Below are 16131 nucleotides of genomic sequence, written 5' to 3' on the forward strand. Positions count from 1 at the left end.
AGGAAACGCTCTGCCCTAACATCGTTTCTCCGCAAGGGGAAGGCAAGCGTCCTGGCGCAACTCGCGCCGCACGCCCTGGCGTACGTCGTCCATGCCGATTTCCTCGCTGCCGCGACGCAGGCAAGCCAACGCCGCGTGGCGCAGCACGTTGATGATGGCGCCGCCGCTCAGTTCAAATTCATCGGCCAGCGCATCGAGCGCACAGTCCGGCGCCAGCCGGCATGGCGGCGCGAAGGCGCCCTGCCATAGCCGCAGGCGCTCGGTGCGGCCCGGCATCGGGAAATGCAGCATCGACTGGAAGCGCCCCGCGCAGGCCTCGTCAATATTGACATTGAGATTACTCGCCAGAATGGCCACGCCGGGAAAATCCTCGATCCGCTGCAACAGGCGGGCCACATCCTCGTTGGCGCCGCGCTTGCCGAACAGTGCATCGGCCGCGTCGAAGAACAAGATCCAGTCTTGCTGCCCGGCCTGCTCAAACACGCGCGCCAGGTTTTTCTCCGTTTCGCCGGTGTATGTCGACACCAGCATCGACAGGTCGATGCGGTACACCGGCAAGCCGCTCTGCTTGCCCAGCAGCGCAGCGGTGAGCGACTTGCCGGTGCCGGGCGGGCCATAAAACAGGCTGCGAAAGCCCGGCTTGATACGCCGTTCCAGCCCCCAGCCGCGCAGCAGCGTATCGCGGTGTTCGATCCAGGCGCGGATGTCGTCCACCTTGTCCTGCAGCTGCGGCGCCAGCACCAGCTGGTCCCAGTCCAAGGTGGTACTGAGGCGCCGGGCCGGCAAGCCGCCGTCGTAGTCGGGCTGGCAAGACTCGCCGGTGACCAGCAACGACAGCGCCTCGCGTCCCAGTTGCAGCGGATGACCGAGCAGGGTCCGGGGAGCAGCGCCGTCGGCTGGCCACTCGTCCCATGCCAGCAAGCCAAGCCTGCGCAGCGGCGCGCCAGCGCCGAACAGGCGATGCGTGGCCATGCGTGCCGCCAGCCGGTCGCCGGCCAGCAGGAATGACGCGGTCTCGGCGGTCGGCCAGAAGCCCCGGTGGCTGCCGCCCTGGCCGCCGAACTCGCTGAACGGCAAATCCAGGCTGGCGTTGCGAATCAGGAAGCTGTCCAGCGCCTGCGGACGCACATGCGGCGCCAGCGCGAGAATCAGCACCAGCCGCTCCTCGGCACTGAGCCCCCATTTGCGCAACGCCAGGGCATACGGCGCGTGCGCCGGCAAGGTGGGCGGCTCCGGCATGCGAGAAGCGTCGGCGCGCTGGAAATACTGCGCCATCGACGCCGCGATGACGGCATCCAGCCAGGCCAGCTCGGCCTCCAGCGCCTTGGCGGCCGTGATCTCGATGTCCTCGTCGGCGCCGAGGGACAGCCGGGTCTCGCCGCACAGGGCCACGCCGTCCTTCGACATGGCCAGCGTGTTCGTATGCATGAAGCCCGGTGCGGCCGGGGCATGCACCTGCGCGCTGTCACTGGCGACGCAGCGTGGCGGCAAGCCGAAAGTGACCTCGGTCATCCAGTTACCGTGTTCCAGCGTGTGCTCCACACGGGCGATATACACGTCGCCGTCGAAGCGCGCACCCAGTCCGGCCAGTTCGATGGTCTTGCCCGATACCGCCAGCGCATTGCCCGGGAAACTCACCGTACCGCGCACGCCGGTGCCCGCGTCCAGCTCGGCATTGAACGCGATGATCGACTCGCCACAGGTGAGGAGCAGCCCGCAGCTGTTGTCGGCTAGCACCGGCGCTTCGATGGCGACCTCGGCGCAGCTCAGCACCAGCTGCGAGCCGCCCTGTCTGCCTATCCGCATGCCGTGCTTGACGATGATGCCCTTGAAGACGGTGCTGATGTTCGGGTGGTAGCCTATTGCGACCTCCACCGTCACGCCGGGCAGCAGCGTGTCTGCCGTACCGAGCTCGAATCCCACCGTGGACGGATCGCCGTCGGCGAGCACGATGCGTGCCGTGCCCAGGCGATTGAGCTCGCGCGTGACGTGTATGCTTTCGACTGCATAGTCATCCGGCATGGCATGCCCGTTCAACGTGACCGTCATCGACACCAGGCCGGTCTTGCCACCCAGCGGCCATATGCCTGGGTCTTGCGCTTCACCTGCCATCACAATAACTCCTCGATAAGCGATCAGGAAACCTGCTGTTGCTGCTGGAATGTCAGCACGATGAATTCGGCCGGATGAAGCAAGGCCACGCGTATCGACACGCGCATATAACCGTTCAGGATATCGTCGCCGCTCATGCTGCTGCCCAGACCGATCTGCACGCTGAACGCATCCTGCGCCTTGGCGCCGGCCAGCGCCCCGCTCTGCCACTGCTGGGTCAGGAAGTTGGAGATCATGTTCTGCACCGCCACCCAGGTCGTGGCCACGTTGGGCGCGAAGACATAGGCGAGCATCGCGTTCTTGATCGATTGCTCCAGCATGATCAGCGTGCGGCGCACGTTGATGTAGCGCCAGTCATCGCTGTTGCCATCGAGCGTGCGCGCGCCCCACACCACCAGGCCACGCGTGGGAAGGGTGCGGATCGCGTTGACAGCCCGCCCGTCGAGCGGCATGTTCAAATCCTCCTGGTCGTCATGCGAGATATCCACCATCGGCGAGACGGCCCCCATGATGCTGGTGTTGGCCGGCGCCATCCACACGCCAGCACTTTCATCCGTCAGCGCGTACACGCCAGCCATGGCGCAGGCCGGCGGCAACTGGTTGGCCAGCGTCAGCATGTCGGCCACCACGCGCTGGTACAGGGAACTCACCTGCCGGAGCTGGTCATGACGGTGCGCAATCACCGCCGCGCGGCTTTGCGTGCCGGGTGGCAGCGGAACGGCGTCGGCAGGTAGCCGATGTGGGATGGTGGCATACAGGGTATTCATGCTGCCTTGCATCTGCGCGGAGGGTTGCGGCTTCATCGCCGCCAGTTCGGCCTTGAGCGCGTCAGTCAGCACCGCCAGCCCTGCGTCTTGCAGGCTGTCGTAGGTGATGCTGCCTTCGTCGACCACATCAAAATTGAGCCACGGATAATAGGCCGCGCCGTAATTGAGGAAATTGCTGCCGATTTTCTCGCGCAAGCCATCCTTCTTGCCGGAAATAACATCACCGTCCGGGTCATAGCTACGCTGCGTGCCGCCGCCATGGATGTCGATCAGCGCCATGCGGCTCTGCATGCTGCCGCAATGCTGGAGCGCCGCCTGCCAGAACTGGTAGCAATCGTCCGCACTAGCGAGCAAGACGCTGTCCGGCGCCACGATCAGCGTCACATCCAGCACTTTTTTCAAGACATCGAACGGTGCTTCCCTGACGCCGGCGGGATCAGGCTCCGGCATAAAATCCGAGGCTTGGATGCCATTCGCCTGGACGCTGGCAAAGGTTCCCACCGATATCACGTAGGCCGGTCCGCCGCCGTTCAAGAAGTACAGCTTCACACCGTGGTAAAGGAAAAACTGCTGCGCCAATGCGGCGGTGAGGAGCTTCTGGTCGACGCCGGGGGCCAGCGAAAAACTCGGCACCGGTGGCCCGCCGAAGATACGCACATAGTCCACCAGCGAGCCGATACGGGTGGGAATGCCTGCCTTGGCAACAGCTCCGTCGGCAGCCTTCTCGGTGTAGCCGAGAAACACCGGTATCGCCGTGGGCACCTCGACGACCGTATTGGGAAATGCATCCTGCTCGACGATATACACGCCGGGGGTCTTCAATTGCATCATCGCTCCCTGTCCGGTACTGGGCTTGAAGGCTGTCGCGGCGGCCGCAAGCTGAATGTCAACATACGATAAACAACGGCAAAAATCGCCGTGTCAGTGATTTGTGAGCAAGCCAAGTTGGTGCCAACTTGGCGACCAAGCAGGAATTTTAATATGAAATTTTGTTTTTTAATAAATTAAAAAATACTGCTGTCTCCGCAGCTGAAAAAGACCTTGCGTAAAAATAGCGTCGAGCAAATGCCCTCGGCGCTTGTTCGCGTTCAACGTACTTCTGCAGGGCGGCGGGGCGCATAAAAAAGCCCTGTAAAAACAGGGCTTTAACTTACTCGGTCATTCCGACATGCAGAGTTTCCGCGGAAAACTCACTCCCACTCGATGCTCAATGAAGTCGCTAAGCCATTGATTTTTTGGTGCTTTCCAAACCATTCAGTTACCGATACCTCTCAAAAATACCCTCACCTGGAAAATCCGTCATTGCCGGTTTGTCGTACACTTGTCCGCAACGGGCATGGCGAAGAAAGTTTAGAAATCAAGGGTAACTGACGGTGCGCTGCGCTTTGCTACTCCTTGGTAAACGGCCTCAATATTATTCCCATCGGGGTCGAGTACGAAGGCAGCGTAATATCCAGGATGGTAGGCCCGCACGCCCGGTGGGCCATTGTCGTGCCCTCCGTGCGCCAACGCAGCGTTGTAGAAGGCATCAACCGTCGCGCGATCTTTCGCTTGAAAAGCCAGATGATGCCGTCCAGTCAACTTGCCCGAAGCTGTCACGCTATTTGAGGAGGATACGACAAGTTCATCGGCCACGAAGTAATCGCTTTCGGTGCTGAAAACCGGTATATCCAGCACGGACATGACCGCCTTGTAAAAATTTTCGCTTGCCTTAAGATCGCGTACCACAAGCTGTATGTGGTCAATCAGGCGGCCGCGATGAAGTCGATTAGTTTCCATGATTATTGCTTCCGTGAAAACGGGACTGTCGGTACCTCGCACCATTCCGAATAAACGCCAAGCGTCGTTTTCCAGCGTTGTAAAATAATTATACCCACATTTTCCCCCGCAGGCGGCGAGGCGGGGTCAGGAGGCATGCGCGAGGAGGCAATCGCCAACTACTCTCGGTTGGTCGCGGCCGGGATGAGCGAGGCGAATCCGCTCGCTCGCACCTGCCACCAGATTCTGCCAGGTGATGACGCCTTCATTTCAGCATTTCAGCAATCGCACCACATCGAGACGGCCAGGGCTGAGGTCGCGTACGAACGGAATGCCGGACCCCACCTCGGCTTGGCTGGCGTATAGAACGAGGCTCAGGCTTTGGAGGTTGAGTCGCAGCATATGGCGCACGGCGCCTGGGAAAAAGAACGCAGCGAGGGAAAGGACCTGGTGCAGGAAAAGGAGCGCCTCGTTGCCGGTCTGGTCGAGGCGCAGGCCGCCGCTGGATTGGCGTCTGTGCGGGCGCAGGAGATAGAGCTCCGCGCTCTTGAGTTGCGAACGGAGCTCGACCATGCGCATCGAGGAACTGGCCACGCGCACGCTGCGTACCCGCCATCCCGGGCTGGCCAGTGAGTGGGATGCGCAGCAGCAGGCGCAGCGCTTGCACGAGCTGCTACAGGGCCAGAACGCGGAACAGCAGGGGCTTCGCCGCAGCTACTTGCCGCAATCCGCGCACGGTACCCGGCTGGGCCTGTCGCAGCATGGTCCATACGGCAGCCGCCAGGATCGCCAGGCAGCCAGCGGCGATATTCAATAGGACGATGGCATGCAAAGTATACATACCCCAAAGTGTGCTCTTGCCCGAGATATAGTCAGGGTTGGTGGAGACTCATCTTATGAAATCAGGTCCGGTTGAACGCTTGCTGAGTTGGACCGCCACGGTGCAGTGTCCTTGGCTTGGACGATGCGGGGGGGCTACCCGCACTGGTGGCAAACGCGGCGCAATAGTCACGCAATTGTGTTTGCTCGGGAAATCGGGACTTCACCTGACAAGTTCATGAATGGTATGCCACTGTTTGCCTGCAACGCGAGCAGCTATCGATAGCAATGCCTGAGGTCGGACGCCTAAGCCCATCCGATGACAGCATCGACGGTGGTCGCCGCAGCAGCGTCAGATTGTCAGTTGCCTCAGAAAAAAAGACGCCGAAGCGTCTTCGCGGCAGTGCCGGACGGCCTCAGTTGGTCAAGCCTGTTTGCGGCGGCGCGCGGCCATGCCAAGCAAGGCCAAGCCGCCGAGCAGCATGGCGTAGGTTTCAGGCTCGGGGACCGGGGCCGCCGCCATCAACACGTTGAGGTCGCCTCCGTAGGAACCGCCATCGGTGGCGTCGCCCCATACGCTCAGCGTAAGATTGCCGGCCGGAGCCAGGATGCTGGCCAGCGACCAGCGGTCGATGCCGGTCTGGGTGAAGGCGACGCCGTTCAATGTGGCGCCACCGAAGTAGATGATGGCGGCGCTGTCCAGGTCAATGCTGAACTCGGCGCTGGCCATGTTGCCAGACTTGTCCAGTCGCGTGAAGGTGAAGACGTCGGAGAAGATCCCCCTCGGGTTGTTGCCGAAATGGCCGCTGTATTGCAGCGGGTTCGTGCCGTTGGAGAGCAGGGGCACATCAGGCGTTGGCAGGCCATCGATGTTGCCCGCGTGGACCCCGGTAAATGACGCGGCCAGCGCGACCGCTAGCATGATTGTTTTTAGTTTCATATTTTTACACCCCGTAGGTACACCACAAACAACGAGCATACATCCAAATGCAATATAAATTATCAAATAGTAAAAAATATTGTTAATTCGTCATATGAAAGCGATATCGGGATTTGGTGGGCGGGCGCAGCTTGGCTCTTGGTTGGTGACACCGGAAGCAGGATCGTGACGACCTGCCCGCCGCCGTCGCGGTTGGCCATGGTGATGCGCCCTTCGTGGGCCTCGGCGATTTCGCGCGCCAGCGCGTCTCTGATCAGCAGCAACTCTACCGGCGTATCCTCGCACCGCCGCCATCCAGAGCCTGTGCGCCGCCCGCGAGCTAAACGGACTAGAGCCGGGGTCCGCCATTCCGACATCGCCTCAGCCATACGCAGTCTACAAACCTCTGCGTAATCTCAGTGCCGATGCGCATAGCTCACGTACCGTCTACCACATGACGCGACCACTACGCCTTGAGTTCGTCGGTGCTCTCTACCATGTTACTTCGCGCGGAGACCGGCGTGGCACAATTTACCGGGATGATACTGACCGCATTGCCTGGCAAGAAGTGTTGGCGCTGGTGCGCGCAATCTCATGCAGCAGGAGACTGCCAAATGGACGTTTCAGATCGCGTTCGTACACCGAGCGCCGCATATCCCGCGTCGACTCCGCCATTTTGTACTTTGTTAGCCAACGTTCGGCCCACACGCTGAATGGTTCTCCAGCGGCCAACTGATTGCGCGATTGGGCTTTGAGGCGCGACGGGGACTTGCCTTCCGATTGCGCTTTCTTCGCGTCCTGCAGGCGCTCCCTCGCCTCTTGCAAACTCAAGCCAACGGCCCCGTACCGTCCAAGCACCAAGGTTTCGTATCGGCCATTGACGCGGTAGTTATAGCGAAACGAGATCGTGCCGTTGGGGAGGACCGTCGCATACATGCCATCACGATCCGGCACCTTGTAGGCTTTCTCTGCTGGTTTCAGGTTCTTCAATTTCGTATCGGTCAGCATGGGTACCTCCCATTCATACTCAGTCTGTACTGGCACCGGATTCATTTCAAACAATCAATCACTTAGCCGAAAAAAAAGTTATATCGGCCGCCATTGACGAGGTCCAGATACCCTCGCCGCGACGAGTGTTCCCGAAATCGAAAATTATTTTTAAAATCAAATACTTAGCCTAAAAAATATCCTCACCGGTACCCTCGCCGAGGAGAATGGACAGTGGGATCCAAATGTTAAATATTCCAGGCAGCAAGTTGATTACCCATCAATATACCCACAAAAAAGCGTGCTTGGCTCTGCCGACGATTGCTTGCGTTTGCCAGACAAAATAAAAAAAGCCCCTGAAAAATCAGGGGCTTAGCTGTTCATTGACCCGGCGTTACCTTACGCTGCCGGGTTGAAAATTATTCCCATTCGATCGTCGCCGGCGGCTTGCCCGAGATATCGTAGACGACGCGGTTGATGCCGCGCACTTCATTGATGATGCGGTTCGATACCTTGCCCAGCAGGCTGTGCGGCAGGTGCGCCCAGTGGGCGGTCATGAAGTCCTGCGTCTGCACGGCGCGCAGGGCCACCACGTATTCGTAGGTACGGCCATCGCCCATCACGCCCACCGATTTGACGGGCAGGAAGACGGCGAAAGCCTGGCTCGTCGCTTCGTACCAGTTGGTCGGCACGCTGTCCTGATCGAAGCCAGGAACCACTACCGGCTCGTACGGCGTGTTGCGCAGTTCTTCGATGAAGATGGCGTCGGCGCGGCGCAGCAGGTCGGCGTAGTCTTTCTTGACTTCGCCGAGGATGCGCACGCCCAGGCCCGGGCCCGGGAATGGGTGGCGGTAAACCATGTCATGCGGCAAGCCCAGGGCCACGCCCAGCTTGCGCACTTCGTCCTTGAACAGTTCGCGCAAGGGTTCCAGCAACTTGAGCTTCATGGTGTCCGGCAAGCCGCCCACGTTGTGGTGGCTCTTGATGGTCTGGCCTTTCTTGCCTTTGCCCGCCGATTCGATCACGTCCGGGTAAATCGTGCCTTGCGCCAGCCATTTGGCGTTGACCAGCTTGCCCGATTCGACCTGGAACACTTCGACGAATTCGCGGCCGATGATCTTGCGCTTTTGCTCGGGGTCGGTGACGCCGGCCAGGTGGCCCATGAACTGCTCTTCCGCATCGACGCGGATGACTTTCACGCCCAGGTTCTTGGCGAACATGTCCATCACCATCTTGCCTTCATCCAGGCGCAGCAGGCCGTGGTCGACGAAGACGCAGGTCAGCTGGTCGCCGATGGCGCGGTGGATCAGGGCTGCGGCGACGGACGAATCGACGCCGCCGGACAAACCCAGGATGACGTCGTCGGTACCGACTTGCGCACGGATTTTTTCCACCGCTTCGCTGATGTAGTCAGGCATGTTCCAGTCCGACTTGCAGCCGCAGATTTCATGCACGAAGCGGCCGATCATGGCCTTGCCCTGCACCGTGTGCGTCACTTCCGGGTGGAATTGCACACCGTAGAACTGGCGCTCTTCGTCAGCCATGGCGGCGATCGGGCAGCTCGGGGTGTTGCCCATCAGCTTGAAGCCTGGCGGCATTTCCAGCACTTTGTCGCCGTGGCTCATCCACACTTTCAGCATGCCGTGACCTTCGTCGGTGACGAAGTCGGCAATACCGTTGAGCAACTTGGTGTGGCTGCGGGCGCGCACTTCGGCGTAGCCGAATTCGCGTACCAGGCCGTTTTCCACCTTGCCTCCCAGCTGGGCCGCCATGGTTTGCATGCCGTAGCAGATGCCCAGCACGGGCACGCCCAGCTCGAACACGGCTTGGGGCGCGCGCGGCGAATCGCCGTCCAGCGTGGAATTGTGGCTGCCTGACAGGATCACGCCGGCGGCGCCATAGTTGCGCACGAATTCGTCGCTGACGTCATACGGGAAGACTTCGGAAAACACGCCGGAATCGCGCACGCGGCGGGCGATCAACTGGGTGACTTGGGAACCGAAATCGAGAATGAGGATTTTAGAATGCATGATGGGGACTTTATCTGAGGTCATTACAAAACCGGCGCACTAGGCGCCGGTCTGGTCTGTCGCTAATTACTCTGAACGGTAGTTTGGCGCTTCTTTCGTGATCTGCACATCATGGACATGCGACTCGCGCATGCCGGCAGAGGTGATTTCCACGAATTCCGCTTTCTCGCGCAGTTCGTCGATGGTGGCGCAACCGCAGTATCCCATCGATTGACGCACGCCGCCCACCAGCTGGAAGATGATCGCCAGCACGCTGCCTTTGTAGGCCACGCGGCCTTCGATACCTTCAGGCACGAACTTGTCGGCCTTCATGGTGGCGTCCTGGAAATAACGGTCAGCCGAACCATCGGACATCGCGCCCAGCGAGCCCATGCCGCGGTACGACTTGTAGCTGCGGCCCTGGTACAGGATCACTTCGCCTGGCGCTTCTTCCGTGCCGGCAAACATGGAACCCATCATGACGGTCGAGGCGCCAGCGGCCAGTGCTTTCGAAATATCGCCCGAGAAGCGGATACCGCCGTCGGCGATACATGGCACGCCCGTGCCTTCGAGTGCTTCGGCGACGTTCGAGATGGCCGTGATTTGCGGCACGCCCACACCGGCGACGATACGCGTGGTGCAGATCGAGCCAGGGCCGATGCCGACCTTGACCGCATCGGCGCCGTATTCCACCAGCGCCCTGGCGGCAGCGGCGGTAGCGATGTTGCCGCCAATCACTTCCACTTGCGGGTACTTGGTCTTGATCCAGCGTACGCGATCGAGGATGCCTTGCGAGTGGCCGTGGGCCGTGTCGACCACCAGCACGTCGACGCCAGCGGCGACCAGCAGGTCGATGCGCTCTTCATCCTTGGCACCGACGCCGACGGCAGCGCCGACCAGCAGCTTGCCCTGGCTGTCTTTCGACGCGAACGGGTGGGAAGTCGACTTCTGGATATCCTTGACGGTGATCAGGCCGCGCAGCTCAAACGCGTCGTTGACCACCAGCACGCGCTCGAGGCGGTGCTTGTTCATCAGGCGCTTGGCTTCGGCCGTGTCAGCATCTTCATTGACGACGACGAGTTTTTCGCGCGGGGTCATCTTGGCGGAGGCTTCCGCGTCGAGTTCCTTTTCAAAGCGCAAATCGCGGTTGGTAATGATACCGACCACTTCCTTGCCCTTGACGACAGGGAAACCGCTGATGCCGTATTGTTCCGTCAGCGCGATCACGTCGCGGATTTTCATGTCCGGCGGAATCGTGATCGGATCGCGCAGCACGCCAGCTTCGAAACGTTTTACACGGGCCACTTCACGTGCCTGGTCCTTCGGATTCAAATTCTTGTGGATGATACCGATGCCGCCTTCCTGGGCCATCGCGATCGCCAGACGGGCTTCCGTCACCGTATCCATGGCTGCGGACAGCAAGGGAATATTCAGGGTGATATTGCGGGTCAGGCGAGTTTTGAGGGACGTATCGGCGGGCAGAACGTTGGAGTAGGCTGGGACGAGCAGCACGTCATCGAATGTGAGTGCTTTTTGAAGTAGACGCATAGCATTTCCTATTGGCGCAAAAGCAGATTATACAGAAATTCTTGATTCCTGTCTTAAACATTCGCAAACCTCCTTAGACATAGTAAGGATGCCGTTTTCGCCTCTTTCTAAATGTCTGGAAAAGTCTGGAAACGTCCACGTTTTCGCCCAAATTTCGCCCCTGTTTTGGCGGCTTCTTCGCCTCTTTCTGAGGCTGCACAAGATCAGGTAGGTAGGCGCCCAACATAATAGAAGGCACTGCCTTCTGTAAGCATAACCCAAAAGGAAAGATTGCAATGAAGCACTCGCTGGGCGCCCTCCTCTTGCTTGCACTGTGCAGTTGCACGTCCAGCGGCATTGTCGAACACCGCGGCGGCGATCTGATCGGGCTGGACAGCTTCGCACTCGCCACCCGCTACGGCACGCCCGCCAGCTACCAACACCAAGGCGAGTACCTGCAGCTCAACTATGGCAGCGCGGCCTTCGGTTGCCAGGTCATCGTGCTGGTCGACCAGCAGCAGCGTGTAGCCGGCTGGGCAACGTCAGGTGCTCGCTGCAACGGCGCTGGGCAAAATGGGAATGCAGAGCCAGACCTGGACGTACTGGACTAGTACCCCGTCTACTGTTTCGTTTTCATGCCCTTTGAGTATCAGGCCATCAGCATCCAAACGCTCCATCGTGGGATCAAAAAGCGGCCTACAAATGTTGGTCGAGCCAGCCGAGTTTGGCCGGCGCAACGAGGCAGAGCTATGGTGGCGCACGCATGCGCCCGTCCCGACGTGCTCGAAAACAAGCAGGCCGTCCAATGGCTCGGAGTCGAGCATTTCCTGGCGCGTAATTCGGCGCCCCTTCTTGCGCAGCATAATCACGCGGACAGGCATGCCCTGCCGCTCCTCCACTTTCGCCGGCCACTGATGCTTGTTTGTTGTGCCGTCCATAATGCAATCAATACACTGTATAAAAAGACAGTATATTGCCAAGGTTGGGAAACCAGAAGACGAAATTTGTAACTAGAAGAGCCCGCCCTGCTCCGCGCGCACAGCTGGTGCGGGTACTTTCGCCCGCGATCTCGGTTGCATGGGGTCGGGCTGCGCGACAAGCAGTTCCCCTGGATACTGCCGATAAACGTCCTCTTCGGTCACCAGCGAGCCGTCCAACCAGCCTTGGTACTGGTCCGGGTCCAGGATCATTACCATGCGCTTTTCATCGTCTGGCTTGTGGAAGCGCTGCATCAGCGGGTGCCCATCGGCGCTGATCGTCAGCATCGAGAACGACAACAGCTGATCCGCCGGGCGGTACTCCCATATGCCGGCGATCGCCACTGGCCCGCCGTCGGCGCGCTCGATGCGCCAGCGCACGGGCTTGCCGGTTTCGTAGTTGGGTTCGAAGAAATTGGCGGCTGGGATGATGCAGAACTGCCTGCGCTTCCAAGCGTTGCGGAAAGATGGCTTGCTGGCCACCGTCTCCGTGCGGGCGTTGTAGGTCTGGCGGGCCAGCTTGTGATCGGCCCAGTGGGGAACCATGCCGAACATAGCGGGAGCTACTTCCAGCTCGCCCGGAACCTTATGCGAGCCGCGCAGGATGGGGGCCATGTAGCCGGGCCAAGCCTCGGGCGGGAGGTCGAGCAGCGGGTATCCAGCCCGAAAGCTCTCTTCGATCTGCTCTTTGCGGCTGGGGGTGTAGTCGGCGCACATCAATGCATTCTACAAGCTGAAAATCACGTCGGAAGTTCTCAGTCTCGATAATGTCCTGTCAAAGCAACGTGGTCATAACGCTCACCTACAATGAGCCTGGGAATCGCTCATCCAACGAGCTGCCTCACTGCGTAAAATTTTACGTACTGGGCAAAAAATACATCGCTGCAGTCTTGTTCAAAATGCTTTTTTTGTCTCAAGCATGGCTGCTGCATCGCTACGGAGATCGATGACCACTAGCAGCGTTACATTTCGATAGTTTCCATGTCTTACATTCCCATATAATCATCTTTGCAACTTCTTGCGGCACATCAACTGTCGAGAGAGTCTTGTAACCAAACCGTACAACGCTACTAATGTATAATAAATTTATTATAAAATGAAATTTTCGATACACGACTATGTGAACAACAAGGGCGTCAACGAGTTTAAAAGGTGGACAGAGAGCTTGCAGCAAGTGCAGAGAGGCAAGCTACGTGAACGAATTGACAAGTTGATGTTGCATGGCGACACCCTATTTCCAGAGATGCTTGCCGGCACAAGTGTAGCGGGTGTTCAGAAGTTAAAAGTACATGGAAAAGTTCAATTACGCCCCCTCCTATGCAAGGGACCAATATACGTCCATCAAGAGTACACCATGCTGCTGGGAGCAAAAGAAGTAGGCAATGAATGGGAGCCAGGTGGCGCTCCTGAGGCCGCGAAAAGCCGAAAAAATGAGGTTGCAGCAGATCCCAAACAGCGGAGAAAAAGCCATGAAAGAGTTCGTTAAGGACTTAGTAGAAGAATTTGGCGACGCAGATTTTGCACATTCCTATATGCAAAGTCATGCAATAAGTCGCATTGCAGCGCAGATATACTCTCTTCGAAAACAAAGAGATTGGTCCCAATCTGAATTATCAAAGAGATCGGGAATCGCACAAGAGCGGATTTCGAAAATTGAAAGTGCTGATTTTGAATCCATAACCTTAAAAACACTACAAAAATTTGCTCGCGCTTTCGATATTGATCTCCGCATTACATTTTCAAGCTTCAGCTCAGGGATAATCGATGTAGTCAAATTGGATCCAAAACAGCTTGAGGTATTAGAAAGAGAAGTCGATTTAAAATATTTCAATCAACACGCCGAAAAAATCGTTATAACTCGGGAGCCAAGAACTGCAACCAGAGCGCAATCAATTAACACTGTTTCGACAGAAACCGTATCCATTGACGACATAAGTGTTTCCTATGGAACAGGACTTCGAGTCATATCAAAACAAACTCATTGTTTATAATGAACAAAATTACCGAAAAAGTACAGCCGCCCCTTACGTTGCGATCGATATACTTCCGTAGCGCCGAGAATAAAATATCTGACAATTTCGACCCACTCATTCCTGGTCAACGTCTCATAGGTCAGTTCATTACAACTCCAGATGACGCTCCCCAGCTCACTGAGGCGATGATCGGTAACGAATTACATTTAAAGACTGTTTCTTTCAATACAAAATTTAAGTTCAGGTACACAACTGAAGTAGAAAAAGCAAAATCAGGTGTTGAAATTGAAGACAGCGACGTAAGCGCATCTATATTTGCATGCATCATTGCTGATTACATAATAGACAAAGACTGGGAAGTCGATGGGGCATTTCTGGAGAGTTGGTCGCTAAGCGAAGTCATTAGTCATTCCTGGCCATATTGGAGAGAGTATTGCCACACCTCCTTACTAAAAATGGCTCTACCAAATACACACGTCCCTCAATTCAATACAAATAAAATGCCAAATGCACTGGAAGAGAAAAAGTCAGCCAGCAAAAAAAAGAGAAAAGTTAAATCTCCACCAGGGGAATAATTTAAAAAAATTCACTTGAATAAATACGAATAAATCCATTGATTCGAAAATACTTCAAATGGTTCGCTTTAGTCTCTTCCTCCTATGAATTTGAAAAATTCAAAGACGCTGATTGCCGCTGTGAATCCAGCGACAATCAGCGCTCTGCTGTCTTACATTCCCCTCACAAACGTTTGGCATGCCCTGCCCGTCGCAGCCACCTCTTCCGTCTGCAGGATCAAGGCTTGAATATCTCGCGCCACCGCGTCAGGAAGTAGCCCGCCGGCGGGATCGGCTGCAGCGCCTCCTTCGGCGCCGCTGGCACCGGCCGGGGCGGCAGGTCCAGCACTTGCACAGAAGGCGGGCTTGCGCATGCGCTCAGCAGCAGCAAGGCGAACGCTAATATCGTTGATTTCGTCATCGTAGACTTTCTTGATGGCCGCCGCTTTGGTGGCCTGTTGTCTGGCTCGCGCCAAGTTCTCGGCGGCGCGCTGCGCCACCGCATTCGTTTCCGCTGCCGCGCGGGTCTCCTTGTCGGCATCCCACAGCGCCTGCACTTCCGCCCGGCCCTGGGCGTTTCCGAGGAGGCGCTGGTACATCATGCCGGCGCTGGCCAGCACGTACAGCAGCACGGTAGCGTACAGCCAGCTCGGCACCTTGCCAGCGAGCTTGGACAGCGCGATCACGGCCGCACCTGCAAGATGCCGGCGCGCGTGCCGTGGCGGTCGATGGTGATGATGCGGTTGATCGGCTTGGCCACCATGCGCGTGCTGACATGCACCCAGGTCAGCTCGTTGATGATCTGGCCGATGCCGAACTCGTCTAATTTCGGCAGTAACGCCTGGCATACCTGGTAAGGCGTCATGCGCAACGCCTTGAAATCAGCAGCACAACCGCGCACGTGATCGCTGCCATCGCTGCTGCCGATGCCCCGATTCACCGGAATCGAGCGGTAGCCGCTGATATTGGTCAGCGGCGTATCGATGCCGGCGCAAGCCGTCAGGTAATTGCGGATGCGCTGCAGCAGCTCGGCCGTACGCTGCAGTTCGGCCAGCACGACGGCCGGCGGCGTGTTGTCGACGCCGTGACGCGCGGCCCAGTCGGAGGCGGTCAGTTCCTGCAGGGTAAAATTCTTGGTCAGGTTCATTTGGCACCTCGGCGATTGAACGTCATGTGCAGCGCCACGCCGGCGGCAATCAGCAGCTCGAACAATTGGCGGTCGGAGATCGCCGACATGATGCCTGCAGCTGCGCCGCACGACAGGGCAACGTGCCCCAGGCGCGCGACCATTGCTGTTCGCCGCGTCATCGTGTTCAGCTCGATGACACACAGGTACAAGACGTAGATCCAGATGACTGCCTGGACAATTGAAATCAGCGACATGGTTACTCCTTCGGGTCTGGTTGGTCGGGCAGCGTTGGAAGTTTCGCGTTGCGCGTGCGGTCGATCAGAGCAAAAAATACGGGCACAGCGCGCATGGCGCCTAGCCCCCAGAAAAACGCGATAGCACCGGCCAGCTCAGTCGGTGCATTCAGGTAGTGGATGGCCAGCGGCGTGGCCGCGCAGGCGACAGCGCTGCCGACCAGGAACGCCGTCATCGCCTGGCGCTTCGTCATTTCCTTGGCGTAGCTCAGCGACGCCGCTGAGCCGATAAATGCGCCGATCAGCACCGCGTAGGAAATGCCAGCCACGGTGCTGCCAGGTGTTTCAATTGCCATAGGGCCTCTCA

19 protein-coding genes are annotated in these 16131 nt (G+C 58.1%); 5 read left to right on the plus strand and 14 right to left on the minus strand.

The features are described from left to right. Positions 1-15: 15 nt before the first annotated feature. The 4 genes from CLU93_RS26735 to CLU93_RS26750 form a co-directional block, all read right to left on the minus strand. A complete protein-coding gene (locus tag CLU93_RS26735; RefSeq protein WP_099764091.1) occupies positions 16-2112 on the minus strand; it encodes an ATP-binding protein in 2097 nt (698 codons plus the stop codon). 23 nt (positions 2113-2135) lie between these two features. Further along, complete coding sequence (locus tag CLU93_RS26740; protein ID WP_218968366.1) at positions 2136-3707, minus strand: phage tail sheath family protein; 1572 nt, start codon at positions 3705-3707, stop codon at positions 2136-2138. 522 nt (positions 3708-4229) lie between these two features. After that, positions 4230-4658: a VOC family protein gene (locus CLU93_RS26745; protein ID WP_099764623.1), complete on the minus strand. Its 429-nt coding sequence runs from the start codon at positions 4656-4658 to the stop codon at positions 4230-4232. A 249-nt stretch (positions 4659-4907) separates the two neighbouring features. Further along, positions 4908-5210 carry a hypothetical protein gene (locus CLU93_RS26750; protein WP_099764093.1) on the minus strand — a complete coding sequence of 101 codons (303 nt, stop codon included), beginning with the start codon at positions 5208-5210 and terminating at the stop codon, positions 4908-4910. Between CLU93_RS26750 and CLU93_RS26755 the strand changes: the two genes are divergently transcribed. Next, on the plus strand, positions 5209-5454 hold the full coding sequence (locus CLU93_RS26755; RefSeq protein ID WP_099764094.1) for a hypothetical protein: 246 nt from the start codon (positions 5209-5211) through the stop codon (positions 5452-5454). The two genes, CLU93_RS26750 and CLU93_RS26755, sit on opposite strands and share 2 nt — an antisense overlap. Positions 5455-5880: 426 nt before the next feature. Here the strand turns inward: CLU93_RS26755 and CLU93_RS26760 are convergent, their stop codons facing one another. From CLU93_RS26760 to guaB, 5 genes are all read right to left on the minus strand, one after another. Beyond that, positions 5881-6396 carry an FxDxF family PEP-CTERM protein gene (locus CLU93_RS26760; RefSeq protein WP_099764095.1) on the minus strand — a complete coding sequence of 172 codons (516 nt, stop codon included), beginning with the start codon at positions 6394-6396 and terminating at the stop codon, positions 5881-5883. 62 nt (positions 6397-6458) lie between these two features. Beyond that, entirely contained in the window at positions 6459-6659 is a 201-nt protein-coding gene (locus tag CLU93_RS26765; RefSeq protein WP_143451833.1) for a hypothetical protein, read from the minus strand. Positions 6660-6906: 247 nt separating this feature from the next. Continuing rightward, the gene (locus CLU93_RS26770) at positions 6907-7383 is read right to left on the minus strand and encodes an Arm DNA-binding domain-containing protein (protein ID WP_099764097.1); all 477 of its coding nucleotides are present in this window, start codon (positions 7381-7383) and stop codon (positions 6907-6909) included. A gap of 398 nt (positions 7384-7781) precedes the next feature. Then, the gene (guaA, locus tag CLU93_RS26775) at positions 7782-9392 is read right to left on the minus strand and encodes a glutamine-hydrolyzing GMP synthase (RefSeq protein ID WP_071077664.1); all 1611 of its coding nucleotides are present in this window, start codon (positions 9390-9392) and stop codon (positions 7782-7784) included. A gap of 66 nt (positions 9393-9458) precedes the next feature. After that, complete coding sequence (guaB, locus tag CLU93_RS26780) at positions 9459-10919, minus strand: IMP dehydrogenase (protein WP_099764098.1); 1461 nt, start codon at positions 10917-10919, stop codon at positions 9459-9461. Positions 10920-11194: 275 nt separating this feature from the next. Between guaB and CLU93_RS26785 the strand changes: the two genes are divergently transcribed. Then, positions 11195-11509 carry a hypothetical protein gene (locus tag CLU93_RS26785; RefSeq protein WP_099764099.1) on the plus strand — a complete coding sequence of 105 codons (315 nt, stop codon included), beginning with the start codon at positions 11195-11197 and terminating at the stop codon, positions 11507-11509. Positions 11510-11908: 399 nt separating this feature from the next. On the opposite strand, the gene CLU93_RS26790 is transcribed toward CLU93_RS26785, so the two are convergent. Then, entirely contained in the window at positions 11909-12592 is a 684-nt protein-coding gene (locus tag CLU93_RS26790; protein ID WP_099764100.1) for an SOS response-associated peptidase, read from the minus strand. Positions 12593-12971: 379 nt separating this feature from the next. On the opposite strand from CLU93_RS26790, the gene CLU93_RS28360 reads away from it, so the two are divergent. From CLU93_RS28360 to CLU93_RS27990, 3 genes are read left to right on the plus strand one after another with little or no spacing between them, the layout of a single operon-like run. Beyond that, the gene (locus CLU93_RS28360; RefSeq protein WP_143451845.1) at positions 12972-13361 is read left to right on the plus strand and encodes a hypothetical protein; all 390 of its coding nucleotides are present in this window, start codon (positions 12972-12974) and stop codon (positions 13359-13361) included. Then, positions 13345-13866 carry a helix-turn-helix domain-containing protein gene (locus CLU93_RS26795; protein ID WP_180287962.1) on the plus strand — a complete coding sequence of 174 codons (522 nt, stop codon included), beginning with the start codon at positions 13345-13347 and terminating at the stop codon, positions 13864-13866. Before CLU93_RS28360 ends, CLU93_RS26795 begins: the two co-directional genes overlap by 17 nt. Continuing rightward, positions 13866-14423 carry a hypothetical protein gene (locus CLU93_RS27990; RefSeq protein WP_143451834.1) on the plus strand — a complete coding sequence of 186 codons (558 nt, stop codon included), beginning with the start codon at positions 13866-13868 and terminating at the stop codon, positions 14421-14423. Before CLU93_RS26795 ends, CLU93_RS27990 begins: the two co-directional genes overlap by 1 nt. Positions 14424-14575: 152 nt before the next feature. On the opposite strand, the gene CLU93_RS26800 is transcribed toward CLU93_RS27990, so the two are convergent. Genes CLU93_RS26800 through CLU93_RS26815 form a run of 4 tightly spaced genes read right to left on the minus strand, consistent with a single transcriptional unit; the run spans position 14576 to position 16120 of the window. Beyond that, a complete protein-coding gene (locus CLU93_RS26800) occupies positions 14576-15088 on the minus strand; it encodes a hypothetical protein (RefSeq protein WP_099764102.1) in 513 nt (170 codons plus the stop codon). Beyond that, entirely contained in the window at positions 15085-15549 is a 465-nt protein-coding gene (locus CLU93_RS26805) for a D-Ala-D-Ala carboxypeptidase family metallohydrolase (RefSeq protein ID WP_099764103.1), read from the minus strand. The genes CLU93_RS26800 and CLU93_RS26805 overlap by 4 nt, the downstream gene beginning before the upstream one ends. Then, positions 15546-15785 carry a hypothetical protein gene (locus CLU93_RS26810; protein WP_099764104.1) on the minus strand — a complete coding sequence of 80 codons (240 nt, stop codon included), beginning with the start codon at positions 15783-15785 and terminating at the stop codon, positions 15546-15548. The genes CLU93_RS26805 and CLU93_RS26810 overlap by 4 nt, the downstream gene beginning before the upstream one ends. Positions 15786-15787: 2 nt before the next feature. Beyond that, positions 15788-16120 carry a peptidase M48, Ste24p gene (locus CLU93_RS26815; RefSeq protein ID WP_099764105.1) on the minus strand — a complete coding sequence of 111 codons (333 nt, stop codon included), beginning with the start codon at positions 16118-16120 and terminating at the stop codon, positions 15788-15790. Positions 16121-16131 lie beyond the last annotated feature (11 nt).

Source organism: Janthinobacterium sp. 35, from assembly GCF_002754575.1.
Classification (GTDB): Bacteria; Pseudomonadota; Gammaproteobacteria; order Burkholderiales; family Burkholderiaceae_D; genus Janthinobacterium; species Janthinobacterium tructae.

Excerpts from the sequence above, each read along its gene's own strand:
- CLU93_RS26735 (WP_099764091.1), bottom strand. The coding sequence starts at position 2,112 with ATGGCAGGTGAAGCGCAAGACCCAGGCATATGGCCGCTGGGTGGCAAG.
- CLU93_RS26740 (WP_218968366.1), bottom strand. The coding sequence starts at position 3,707 with ATGCAATTGAAGACCCCCGGCGTGTATATCGTCGAGCAGGATGCATTT.
- CLU93_RS26745 (WP_099764623.1), bottom strand. The coding sequence starts at position 4,658 with ATGGAAACTAATCGACTTCATCGCGGCCGCCTGATTGACCACATACAG.
- CLU93_RS26755 (WP_099764094.1), top strand. The coding sequence starts at position 5,209 with ATGCGCATCGAGGAACTGGCCACGCGCACGCTGCGTACCCGCCATCCC.
- CLU93_RS26750 (WP_099764093.1), bottom strand. The coding sequence starts at position 5,210 with ATGGTCGAGCTCCGTTCGCAACTCAAGAGCGCGGAGCTCTATCTCCTG.
- CLU93_RS26760 (WP_099764095.1), bottom strand. The coding sequence starts at position 6,396 with ATGAAACTAAAAACAATCATGCTAGCGGTCGCGCTGGCCGCGTCATTT.
- CLU93_RS26770 (WP_099764097.1), bottom strand. The coding sequence starts at position 7,383 with ATGCTGACCGATACGAAATTGAAGAACCTGAAACCAGCAGAGAAAGCC.
- guaA (WP_071077664.1), bottom strand. The coding sequence starts at position 9,392 with ATGCATTCTAAAATCCTCATTCTCGATTTCGGTTCCCAAGTCACCCAG.
- guaB (WP_099764098.1), bottom strand. The coding sequence starts at position 10,919 with ATGCGTCTACTTCAAAAAGCACTCACATTCGATGACGTGCTGCTCGTC.
- CLU93_RS26785 (WP_099764099.1), top strand. The coding sequence starts at position 11,195 with ATGAAGCACTCGCTGGGCGCCCTCCTCTTGCTTGCACTGTGCAGTTGC.
- CLU93_RS26790 (WP_099764100.1), bottom strand. The coding sequence starts at position 12,592 with ATGTGCGCCGACTACACCCCCAGCCGCAAAGAGCAGATCGAAGAGAGC.
- CLU93_RS28360 (WP_143451845.1), top strand. The coding sequence starts at position 12,972 with ATGAAATTTTCGATACACGACTATGTGAACAACAAGGGCGTCAACGAG.
- CLU93_RS26795 (WP_180287962.1), top strand. The coding sequence starts at position 13,345 with ATGAAAGAGTTCGTTAAGGACTTAGTAGAAGAATTTGGCGACGCAGAT.
- CLU93_RS27990 (WP_143451834.1), top strand. The coding sequence starts at position 13,866 with ATGAACAAAATTACCGAAAAAGTACAGCCGCCCCTTACGTTGCGATCG.
- CLU93_RS26805 (WP_099764103.1), bottom strand. The coding sequence starts at position 15,549 with ATGAACCTGACCAAGAATTTTACCCTGCAGGAACTGACCGCCTCCGAC.
- CLU93_RS26810 (WP_099764104.1), bottom strand. The coding sequence starts at position 15,785 with ATGTCGCTGATTTCAATTGTCCAGGCAGTCATCTGGATCTACGTCTTG.
- CLU93_RS26815 (WP_099764105.1), bottom strand. The coding sequence starts at position 16,120 with ATGGCAATTGAAACACCTGGCAGCACCGTGGCTGGCATTTCCTACGCG.